Genomic DNA, 11,108 nt, shown 5'->3' on the forward strand with positions numbered 1-11,108 from the left:
CGAAGCGGTGCCCACGACGACGGTCCTGGGCACCGCTTCACCCTGCCCCTTGACAAGACGGACTACATATCAGTGCGTTGACCACATAGGTTCACCGGCTTTGATCATGCGGCGGTGCTGGGTCGGCCCCAGCGCTGCTGACGTTCGCTGCGGACGCGGGCGCGTTCACGTCGTTGGGCGGCGAGGACGTCGGGGTGGCGGGCGTTGGCGTTGCGCCAGCGCAGGTAGTAGTCCTGCAGCCGCCGTGCCAGAGCGGTGTGGTTGGGGTGGTTCGACGCGCTCATCGTGAAGGTGCGCAGCGGCCCGAACTGGGCCTCGATCGAGTTGGCCCAGGAAGCGTAGGTCGGGGTGAAGCACAGCTCGACCTTGTGCCGGGCCGCCCACGCCCGGATCTTCGGTGTCTTGTTCGCCGAGAGGTTGTCCAGGATGACGTAGACCGGGGCGCCGTCGGGGCGGGTGGCGCGGATCGACTTGAGCGCGGCGAGGGTGTGGTCGCCGCCTTTGCGGCGTCGCGTCACACCCCAGAGTTGGTCGTCGCCGAGGCTGTAGCAGCCGTGGAAGTAGCGAATCCCGTGCGTGCGGGTGTAGGTCGCGGGCAGCCGCGTCGGTTTCGTCTCCGGTGCCCACGTGGAGCCGTGGCAGGGGCGGATCGACAGCGGCCCGAACTGGTCGAACGCGAAGCAGCGGCCCGGGAACCGGCTGGTCACCTCCTCGATCCGGTCGAGCTTGGCGTCCTTGTCCGGGTCGGTGGACTCTTTCCAGGTGCGGGTTCGCTGGAACGAGATCCCGGCGGCGCGCAGCACGGTCCGGAGTCGTTCGCGGCTGATCACGATCCGGTGTTCGTGGCAGCGGGCCAGGTGAGCGGCGAGTTTGCGGATGCTCCACCGGGTGAACGGCAGGTCCAGCTTGTCCGGGCGGGTGGTGGCCGTCGTGACGAGGAACGCGATATCGGTGTCACTGATGCGGCGGGGACGGCCTCCCGCCCACCGAGGGTCCAGCGCGGCCAGCCCTCGCTCGTTGAATGCGTGGATCACATCGCGCACGGTGTCCTCGTCGGCGGCGACCAGGCGGGCGATCGCCGGCACCGGGGTCCCCGACGACGACGCCATGATGATCGACGCCCGGCGGACCCGGATCGGGTTCCCCCGTCCGCGGCGCACGATCTGAGTCAGCCGCCGCCCCTCCTCCTCGGTCAACCGTCGTGCTCTGACCGGTCCTGCCATCCCGAAGCCCCACTTCCGCCGCCGACTTCATCTCAGCGCCGAGAGTGGGAGTTCCCGACCCGCTCGCCAGGGCCATCACCCGGCGTGTCGCCAACCCGGTGAACGTTCGTGGTCAACGCACTAGCCCTTCCGTCGACACGCGGGCGAGGCTCGCGGAACGAGAGACCAAGCTCGGCCTGATCCGTGGCAGCGGAATGTCGGTCCTCGAGTGAGTCGACTTGCGCAGACGAGAGACTGCGAAGCAACGTTCAACCGTGCCACACAGACACCTCAGACTCTTCTAAGTGATGCACATCACACCTAGATCCCTCATCGAAAGACCTCCAAGATCACCGAGTCGGGGCCCAATTCGGCGACGGATCGCGCCCGACTGCGCCTCTGTGTCTCCGGCACCAGTCCGCTGAGTTCATCGAGAAGGCGCCCGGCAATACGTAGATCTGCGTATTGTCGCCATGCAGGCGGTCAGGCTCATAGGCCTTTGTATGTTGGCGCACAGGTCCGAAATATCGCCTCGACAGGCGACGGCGCTGGCTGTCACAATCCTTGTAGTCTTCCGGGCGCGGGATCTGTGACAACGCGCCTGTGGAACTCGCTGCGAACAGGACCTCTATGGACGAGTCGTCCCCCCGATACCGCTCGCCGATCGTGGGTGACCTGCACTTGCCTCCGACCGGCGTTACGGGCACGCCGACGGTGGATCCGGTCGCGCCCGTGCCGATGCTCATCGAGCTGAACGTGCGCTTTCCGGGTGGTCTGCTCGCGGTTCGGCGTGCGTTCCACGCGCTCTGGGCAGGGTTCGCCGACCGCGCGGGTGGATCGTGGCCGAATCCTGACCCGATGCTTGACTCCGGGCTGCCGGAGACGCCCCAGGGCCTTGCCTACATCACGCCCAAGCTGTACCAGTGCGTCCTGTCGCGGATGGTGCTTCGCGACCTCGTGGAGGAGGATATGCGGCTCGCCGACGGCAGCGGGCGGCCACCGACGATCTTCCGGGTGTGGCCGGACTACACCCTCGACGCCCAGATCGACCGGTCGGCGCCGACGGTCAAGGCGGACGCTGCCTGGCGGTCCTACGCGGCGCTCGGGCACGGGATCGTGTGGGCGGTTGTCGACAGCGGGATCGACTCCTGCCATCCGCACTTCTTCGGTTTGGAGCTCGCGAAGGAGGGTCGGGGGGACGCGGTGGCGCATGGGGCGACGAGTGCGCTGCATCGGGACTTCAGCCATCTGGTCAACCCGGCCGACCCGGCGCGGCCCCTCGTTCCCGCGGCCGGCCTAGCGCCGGCCGGGGTGCCGGCAGTACCGGTCGTGCCGACGGCGCTGGTCGACGAGAGCGGGCACGGCACGCACGTCGCTGGGATCATTGCGGGCTGCAGCCCCACCGGTGCGCACCCGCGCGTCGCGCAGTCTCAGGAGGCCACCGACGGTGGGTTCGTCCCGAGGGTGCGGCACGGCACCTTGTCCGGGATGGCCCCTGCGTGCGAGCTGGTGAGCCTGAAGGTGATGCGGTTGAGCCGCCAGGGGACATGGGTGACGTCGTCGGCCGCGGTGATCCGGGCACTCACCTACCTGCGCACGGAGGTCAATGTCGATCCCGCGCTGCTGCGCGTACACGGGGTCAACCTGAGCCTGGGCTGCGAGTGGTATCCCGACCAGTACGCCGCCGGTCAGTCACCGCTGTGTCAGGCGGTGAACCAGCTCGTCGCGTCCGGAGTTGTCGTCGTGATCTCGGCTGGCAATTACGGCGCCCGCTCGACCAGCAACGACGCGGCCAGCCCCTCTGCCGTCCTCGGCTCGATCACCGAACCGGCCCACGCCCAGGACTGCATCGCGGTCGGATCGACGCATCGCGATGCCCCGCACGCCTTCGGGGTGACCTGGACCTCGGGCAAGGGCCCGACGCTCGACGGGCGGACGAAGCCGGATGTCGTCGCGCCGGGCGAGTGGATCTGCTCAGCCGCGACCGGGGAGGTCCGGGCCAAGGCCGGCCTCGACTCGCCCGACACGCCGCTGCCCGCCGACGACGGGGCTCGGCAGGACCAGCTGCTGACCTACGCCGAGCAGTCGGGGACGTCGATGGCCGCCCCGCACGTGTCCGGGGTGATCGCGGCGTTCCTCTCCGCGCGCCCCGAGTTCATCGGCAGACCCCGGCAGGTCAAGGAGATGCTCACCGGCAACGCCACCGATCTCGGGCGCGAGCGGTACGCCCAGGGGGCCGGGCTGGTCGACCTGATGCGGATGCTCGCCAACGTGTGAACGAAAGGAACGGCCGCGATGGCCTCACTGCCGACCGGAGAGCCGGTCTGGGACCTGAAGTTCGACGAGAAGGGCGGGATCGCGCCCGCCGACCGGAACGGCTTCCTCGACGAGGTGGCCGCCTCCGGGGTGGCGGACCTCTTTCTGATCAGCCACGGCTGGGGCACGGCCGAGCAGAGCGCACGTGACCTCTACGACCACCTGTTCCCGGTCATCCGTGACGCCGCCGGTGCGCTGCCGGCCCTCGGGCCGGTGGGCTTCGGCGGCATCTACTGGCCGTCGTTGTGGTTCCCTGACACCCCCGCCACGCCGCCTGCCGCAGCCGGCTCGATCCAGTCCGGCACCGACGAGCTCCTCGACGGTAGCGCCGGGACGGCCGCGGTCAGCGGGGCCGAGATCGCGGCCTCGCTCCGGAGCGGCTACGCCGACCCGGCCCAGCGCGACATTGTCGACCGGATTGGGGCGCTGATCGATGAGTGTGCCGCCCTGGGTCCCGACCAGCCCGATGCGGCCAAGGAGAAGCGGCTCGACGAGCTCAGCGCCCTGATCGCCGCGCTCACCCCACCGGAACCGGACACCCCGCAGTTCGAAGACTCCGGCGAGACCGCGCTGCTGCAGACCGACAACCCGCGGCGGGACTACGTGGCGACCGCGGAGGTCTTCGGCAGCGTCCCGCCGGCCGGCTCGACTCAGGGCGTCACCGATTGGTTCGGCAAAGCGGTGAACGGCGCCAAGGACGCCGTCCGGGTGCTGTCCTACAGCACCATGAAGGCCCGCGCCGGGGACATCGGACGGTCGGGGCTGGGCCCGCTGCTCGCCGACCTGCACCACCGGTCGCCCCAGCTGCGGGTGCACCTGGTCGGCCACAGCTTCGGGGCGCGGCTGGTGTCGTTCGCTCTCGCCGGCCTCGCCGCGCCCACCGACAGCCCGATCGCCTCGATCGTGCTGCTTCAGGGTGCGTTCTCGCACTGGTCGTTCGGTGGGGCGCAGCAGAATCCGTGGGTCCGGCGCGGAGCCCTGCATGGCCTCGCCGACCGGGTCAATGGGCCGCTCGTCGCCACCTTCAGTTCCTTCGACTGGGCCGTCTGCCGGTGGTATCCCAAGGCCTCGTTCCTCGCCCAACAGGATGTCGAGGCGGAGGTCGCGGACCGTTGGGGAGGCATGGGATCCGACGGGTTCCAGGCGGTCGGGGCACAAGCCCGGACCATGCCCGAGGCTGGTGGCACCGACTACGGCTTCGCCGCGGGGTCGTTCTACGCCGTCGACGGTGTCGACGTCATCAACAACACCGACCACGAACCCTTCGCCGGCGCACACTCCGATATCCGCAAACCCGCCATCGGGCAACTCGTCGCGAGTGCGGCCGCGGCGCACACGTGATCTGATGGACCGGCTCTCGAGGGTGGTCAGCCCACGGGGACGGCCGTGGCCGGTGCGCTGCTGCAGTGGGATTGGCACGTAGCACCGCGACGCCACTGACGCGCCCGTCGACCGACGAATGGCACCTCTTGTTGGCGCCGCGCAGGCCCCCGGCGACAACCGCCGCGAAAATCCCACCTTGGGCTGGCAGAGCCTCTAAAGCGATCGATCATGGCGTCAGTGACCACGATCCAACCGCGCAGCAGGCGCTTCCGCGCATCTCTCGATATCGTGATAGATCCAAGATTGGAAGCTTTCAGTGGCCGAGGAAGGAGAATTCTGATGGACAATGATCTCGACCAGGGTGGCGCCGCGCAAGGTGGCGGCGCACTCCAACCCGTGGTGGCACTCCAGCCGGCACCGGCACCCCGGCTACAAGCGCTACCCCGACCACGAGCGCGCCTCCCAAAGCGAGCGGAGCCCCGGTGGCGACCGCTAGGCCAACAATAACGAGGACATTCGTCGGGCATGATCCCTCGGGTTGGATTCGGCCCGGGTATACCGCATTGTCGTGTCCGTGGTGGCAGTCAGCATTCTCGGAATATTCATCTAGGCCATTCTGAAGCTGAATGTTATACCAGCCACTCCGGCCGCGAATGGAGCCTCTGGTACTCCGGTGATGGCCGATCCGAACGCGCCGACTATCGCCGCTCTCGCCAGCGCTGCGTTGGCCTCCCTGACGTCATTGACCGCTGCGTATTTCGAGGTCAAGGCGGCGAGTGAACAGAGCACCCAAGCGTCGTCTGCCACGGCCTAGGCGCTCAACGTGCTTGGCAACACGACCAATCCCTAGGCAATCGTCGGTCGCTAGGGGTCGGCAGTCGTCTGGGGTTTCAGGTGGTGGCTGACGGGCTAACTGAACGCTTTGGGGCTAACCCGGGGCTTTCATCGCGGTTCACCGAGTGGGGCGTGTCAGTAGGCTAGAGGGTGCTGCTGACCAGGGAGAATAGGGATTGCTGAAGTCTCTATCGTCCCAAGAGCAGGAGCACCCTCCAGGTGAAGAAGGTTATAGGGTTCTACCCGTGCCCGGACATCGACACGGCCGGACGGCGGTGGTCTCGCACACGGAGACGCTGCTGTTGACCGAGACGATCGGGAAGGTCGGGCTGGACCGGGCGCTGTCGGGCGGTGTTGGAGCCGTGGCGGCCGCGGTTCGCGGTGCACGACCCGACGAAGATCCTGCTCGACCTCGCCCTCGGCCTGGCGGCGGGCGGGGACTGTCTGGCCGATATCGCGCTGTTGCGCGCCGAACCCGCCCTGTTCGGTCCGGCCGCCTCGGACCCGACCGTGTCACGCACGATCGACCGCCTCGCCGCCGACGCCACCACCGTCTTGGCGGCGATCGACACCGCCCGCGCCGAAGCCGAATCCGCCGCGTTCTATAAGGCCGATAAGGCCCCCCAAAAGCGGCGCAACGTCGTCGAATGTGGCTTCTGAGCGGCGCCGTAGACGTCCTTCACAGCCCAATCACGACGAATGGAGCCCAATACCGGGGATGCTCGAACGGACGGGTGTCGGGTTTGCCGACGATCGCACGCAGTGTCGCCACCAGTCCGCGCTCACTGCTAACGACTCCGTCGGGAGTGTCCGCGGCGTGGCCCTCGATCCGGTCGGCTATGCGATCCAGCTCTCGGCTCGGGACGCTGCGCGTCCAGGCCTGAGCATCGCGAAGGGCGACTGCCGGCGCGCCGGGGCGGGCCGGGCACTCGCCCTCCAGCTCACGTAATCGTTCGTAGAACCGACTCATAAGTACGGTGGTTGCCACATCATCGACTGGCCACAGGCTGGCCACGGTGGCCGCTGCGCCGGCGGTGATCATCGCGTTTGGCAGCCCGATGACCTCGTTTGTCGATCCGAAAATGCCGATCTGACCGGACTCACAGGCCGAGGCGACCACCAGCCGGCACATCGTCAGCTGCCGCTCGGACAGCTCCCGTACAGTGACTGGCCCGTCGGCGAGCCCAAGAGTCGATCCCAGCGGATCACCGAGATTGTTCGTGCCGTGGCAGGCCAGGTGAATGTGCGTGGCCGTGATCGCGTGGTCGAGCACAAAGCTGCGGGTTGCGGCCGCCCCATACGCGACTGTCGTAGCTTGGCCGAATCCGCGCCCGACGGCCCAGAGCTCGGCCCGGGCACCGGGCAGCGGACGGGCCTCCTCCGCATCCGCTATCCCCACAAAGTGCGCCGGAGCGGACCCGATGCGCTGCAGCCGCCGCCGGCAGGCCGTCAACACACCCCCGGACGGTGCCACGGTCACCGCGGCGACGTCGGCCAGGCGCTTCCCCGCCGGGTCATCGGGCACGAGCAGGGCCGTGCCAAGGGGGAGCGCACCAACGATTCCAGCGGGGACAATCGCCACCTCCGTCGCGCCTATCCCGCCTAGCCGCTCCGCGAGCGCGGAGCCGAACATCATGCCCAACAGTCGGCCGATGCGGTCGAGCGCCGCGTCGCGGCGCGCGTCACTGCCCAGCAGGCCGCCCACCTCGTCGCCGAACTGGAGAAGGCAGGCGACGAGATCGGCGCTGGTGACCGAACTGATGGAGACGATCTCGACGGCCGGGGGCGTGGATCCGGGCACCGCCAGGAGACATACCGAGCCCGCCGGGGTGGACACGAGGTGAACCAGGGGGCGGCCGGCTTCCGACTCGGACACGACCTCGTCCAGCGAGGCGTGCCGGAGGAACCCCGACAGCCCGGGAAGCTCTCGGACCTGCGGGATCAGCTCGGCAAGCGCCGCAGGTCCTGGCGCGCCGGTCGCCGAGAGCAGCGCCCTGGTCACCTGGTGCGCGAGGTGGGGGTCTGTGGCGCTGAGGCGGTCCATGGCCGGTTCGTCCCGCATGACGGCTGCAGACAGCGTGCGCGCGCGCCCCTCCTCCAGGATCTGCACGGCTTCTGCAGGCCGGTCTGCAAGAGTCAAGCAGTAGGCCGCCCATTCGACGATCTTGTAGTAGTCAGCGAATTGCTTCTCAAACACAGAGCTCGACCTGCTGAGGACATAAAAGTCGTCGACCACCTCCATAGCGCCTAGGAACGCCGAGGCCGCCGCCGACCAGTCTCGCTGGCGAGCGGCAATAGTCCCGAGACTGGCAGAGACCGCGATTCGGGTCGACGGCACGTCATAGCCCGCGAGGTCCACCAGCGCCGCCTCCAGGTGTCCGCGGACCTCGGTGTCATTGGCGCCGAGCAGGCGCTCGATGTCGGCTAGGACGTGGCGTGTCATCGCGCTGTCCCCGCCGGAAGGCGTCAACTCCAATGCCTTTCCGGCGTACGTACGAGCCCTCTCAAGAGCTGCTTGTTCGTCGGGGCGCGGTGTGCGGTCGGCCTGACCCCCGACGGCCCAGCGCGGCGGCTCGTCGAGCCCAAAGACCGCCGGATTGAGCACCGCGAGATCCGCCAGTGTGACGGCGAAGTCCGGTTGTATATCCTCGGCGTCCACACGCGCGTCCACACGGCGCCGCCGTCGGGCGATCGAGTCCTGAACCGCGTCCAGGATGGCGCCTGCCCGCACGCTGAATGCGCGTCCCGCCTGGAACTGCATGTCCAAGTCGAGAAACCCGGTCGCCGCCTGGTCAAGCAGGTCGTCCGCCTCTGCGAAAACTGGTACCGGGTCCGTCTCGCGGGAGAGCCGGTTGGCCCGCTTGACGAGCGCGTGGCCGAGGTTGAAAGTGGAGTAGGCCCAGCCCAGCGGCTCCAAGTCCCGAGGCCGCAACTCTAATGCGCTGCGGCAGAGCGCGGCTGCATGCTCGGCATCGGCCAGCGGATCTCCTCCCTCCCGCTCCAGATACAGGATCGATAGGTTAGTGGAAATCATCGCCCACTGCTCGGGGTACTCGTCTCGAGAGAAGGACTGCAGGGCTTCCTCGCAGAGGGCGATGGCCTCCTCGGACCGGGCAACCGGCGTGCCAAGCGGGGAGCGAGCCAGCGCCAAGGCGAGGTCGCTGCTGGCGCCTGCCCGCTCGATCGTCCCCTCCGGCGCAAGATCGCGGGCCGCACGGAGATCGGCAACGGCCGCCGCGGCGTCCTCTTCGGTAAATAGCGAACCGCCATCAAGCCGCTCGGTCGCCCGCCGGGAATGCAATAACTGCTGCAGCTCAACCCGGCCCTGCTGAATGCAAAGTGTGATAGCGCGCTTGAAGTCGGCATTGCGCTCCGGGGTCAGCGGCCCAGGCGTTGCAAGCCGGGTCATCACCGCAAGAAATTCCGGCGCCATAACGTTCTCGATATACGTGGTCCTCATGCGAGCCAGATTATTCACGGCCTCGTCGACGGAAACGCCGTCTCGGAGGTCCTGGAACAGCGTTCGCTGGGAGTGGAAGAGGTGGCGGTCGAAGGGGTCTTCCGGATCCACCACAGCGAGATTGCAGTCGAGATAGTCCAGGAATTCGTCGGTTAGACTAATGGGATGGCGCTCAAGAATGGCCCGGAGGGCGTCGGCGTCGGTGAAAGCGATGGATTCGGTGAACGCGGCATGTGATTCCGCGAGCTCACGCGCGTCACCAAGCTCGGCAAGGAAAGCCTGGTAGGCCGGCGACTCACCGTGCCCGGCGAGAATCTCGTCGGCGGCGGAGCGGTGGGCGCGGACCACGGTGCCGAGCGAGGGGTGAACCGACATGCCCGACATCGAGCTGACAAGTACGTGCGGATCGGAGCCGGTTTCGGGGCAGGCAAGGAAGAGCCCATCGGGCAGCAGGCCGATCGCTACCAGGGGTGCTGGGACCACGTGTAAGGTCCCACAGCCCGGGCACGGCAGTGAGCCGAACCCTGCCGGGTCAGCGCGAACCTCGGGATGTTCCTCGAGTGAGACCACGGCCCAAGCGAACATAGTCGTCGTCGAACCGCATCCACATGAAATAGTGACGGCGGACTTTCGGGAGACGCTCATCTGAGTCCTTTCCATTTTGTTGACGCCGCTCGTAGATCCCCGTACGGTGCTGCTGCCGACGCAGTGCTTGGTAGCTCCGAAAGGTTGGATCCGTGCAGCGCAATATCATCACTCCAGCCGACGTGCGCCGAGCCAGGCCGGGGGTGACCCGCGGAACGGGACCTGTCGCCCCTCCTCCCGTCGCGCCCCCCGCCGCTGACGACTACTGGTCAAAGTTCATCAAGTACGTGCCGGTGGAAATGGTCAGCGCATATCTGATCCTCCAAGGCCTGGTGCAGTCCGCCTACCCAGCCGGCTCGACAGCGCGGTCATGGGGGCTCGGCCTGCTGCTCGTCCTCGGTACTGTCGCAAGTTACTTCTTCTCCCGTCGAGTGTTAGCGGTCCAGCGCGCCCAGCAGGCTGGGATGAGCGCCCTGGCCTTCGTGATTTGGTGCTTCGCAATCGGAGGCTGGTTCGCGACGACAAATTGGTACGCAGGCTGGATGGGAACCGCGGCAGTGGTGGTCTTCGCCGTCCTGGTGCAGATCCTGCGGCTCGACCCGCTGCCGAATCCGGCGACCTGAGTAGGAAGGTCTCGTGGCTGTGGGGGAGCGGAACCCTCAAAGGTGGTGATAGATCCGGGATGAAACACGCGAAACACCCGCTCAGAAACACTAGGCGGATGTAATCTCTGCGAACTTGGCACTTGTACTCCGGGAGCCCGTCGCGGTCCGCTTTGTACCGGCGGGGTCTCGATCCGAAATCGACGGCCTCGCCTCCTCCGGGGATCGCGCAGCCGGTCTCCGGCTGTCAGTCGACCGTTGGACGGGGCAACTGGGGACCTGTTTCTGGTGCCCGGGGGTTGGTCAACCGGGCGAGGGGTAATGGATCGACGAGGATGTTGTGGTGTCTGTGGTGGTTGCCTGTTTCGGCAGCCGGGGCGGCAGTTGCTCGACGGTTCTGCACTATCCAGAACACGGCGGACAATAGGGCTACGAAGATCTCGAGCCAGAACAGGCTGATGACGCCGGCCCCCCACAGGGCGCCTCCGGCGACCGCGCCGATCAGCATGACCCATGCGACCCATGCGTAGCGGTCGAACTGCCTCGGTTTGCGCTGCATGGCCCGGCCGACCGTCGGCGCGTCCAGGGGCCAACCCGGCACCGGGGCGCCGGCGTCCTCCTCCTCCGTGCGTCGCCGCGTCGGGTTGATCACGGCGACGACCAGGATGCAGACGAACAGCAGGATCGCGGCGACGTAGTGAGGTCGGCACGATCGCCACGACCGCCGCGAACACACCACCGAGGTTGAGGAGCGTGTCTTCGGCCGCGTGCCGCCCCCTCAGGGCG

Annotated in this window: 7 protein-coding genes and 1 pseudogene; 5 read left to right on the forward strand and 3 right to left on the reverse strand. The window is 67.6% G+C overall.

Translation table 11 applies throughout. The annotated features are described in order from the left end of the window. Positions 1-104 precede the first annotated feature (104 nt). The gene (locus LWC33_RS29480; protein WP_233307964.1) at positions 105-1,196 is read right to left on the reverse strand and encodes an IS630 family transposase; all 1,092 of its coding nucleotides are present in this window, start codon (positions 1,194-1,196) and stop codon (positions 105-107) included. Positions 1,197-2,060: 864 nt separating this feature from the next. Here LWC33_RS29480 and LWC33_RS29485 point away from each other — a divergent pair. The 4 genes and pseudogenes from LWC33_RS29485 to LWC33_RS29500 all read left to right on the forward strand — a co-directional run. Further along, positions 2,061-3,479 carry a S8 family peptidase gene (locus LWC33_RS29485; RefSeq protein ID WP_233307965.1) on the forward strand — a complete coding sequence of 473 codons (1,419 nt, stop codon included), beginning with the start codon at positions 2,061-2,063 and terminating at the stop codon, positions 3,477-3,479. A gap of 18 nt (positions 3,480-3,497) precedes the next feature. Next, positions 3,498-4,859 carry a hypothetical protein gene (locus tag LWC33_RS29490; RefSeq protein WP_233307966.1) on the forward strand — a complete coding sequence of 454 codons (1,362 nt, stop codon included), beginning with the start codon at positions 3,498-3,500 and terminating at the stop codon, positions 4,857-4,859. Between the two features lie 328 nt (positions 4,860-5,187). Next, the gene (locus LWC33_RS29495; RefSeq protein WP_233307967.1) at positions 5,188-5,337 is read left to right on the forward strand and encodes a hypothetical protein; all 150 of its coding nucleotides are present in this window, start codon (positions 5,188-5,190) and stop codon (positions 5,335-5,337) included. Between the two features lie 680 nt (positions 5,338-6,017). Continuing rightward, positions 6,018-6,335, forward strand: a pseudogene (locus LWC33_RS29500) (transposase); the annotation flags it as partial. A 19-nt stretch (positions 6,336-6,354) separates the two neighbouring features. Here the strand turns inward: LWC33_RS29500 and LWC33_RS36310 are convergent. After that, positions 6,355-9,618: a CHAT domain-containing protein gene (locus tag LWC33_RS36310; RefSeq protein WP_233307968.1), complete on the reverse strand. Its 3,264-nt coding sequence runs from the start codon at positions 9,616-9,618 to the stop codon at positions 6,355-6,357. A gap of 254 nt (positions 9,619-9,872) precedes the next feature. On the opposite strand from LWC33_RS36310, the gene LWC33_RS29510 reads away from it, so the two are divergent. Then, entirely contained in the window at positions 9,873-10,343 is a 471-nt protein-coding gene (locus LWC33_RS29510; protein ID WP_233307969.1) for a hypothetical protein, read from the forward strand. Between the two features lie 226 nt (positions 10,344-10,569). Here LWC33_RS29510 and LWC33_RS29515 read toward each other — a convergent pair whose 3' ends face one another. Further along, positions 10,570-10,974 carry a hypothetical protein gene (locus LWC33_RS29515; protein WP_233307970.1) on the reverse strand — a complete coding sequence of 135 codons (405 nt, stop codon included), beginning with the start codon at positions 10,972-10,974 and terminating at the stop codon, positions 10,570-10,572. Positions 10,975-11,108: the final 134 nt, after the last annotated feature.

The sequence above is a fragment of the Pseudonocardia terrae genome (assembly GCF_021343995.1).
Classification (GTDB): Bacteria; Actinomycetota; Actinomycetes; order Mycobacteriales; family Pseudonocardiaceae; genus Pseudonocardia; species Pseudonocardia terrae.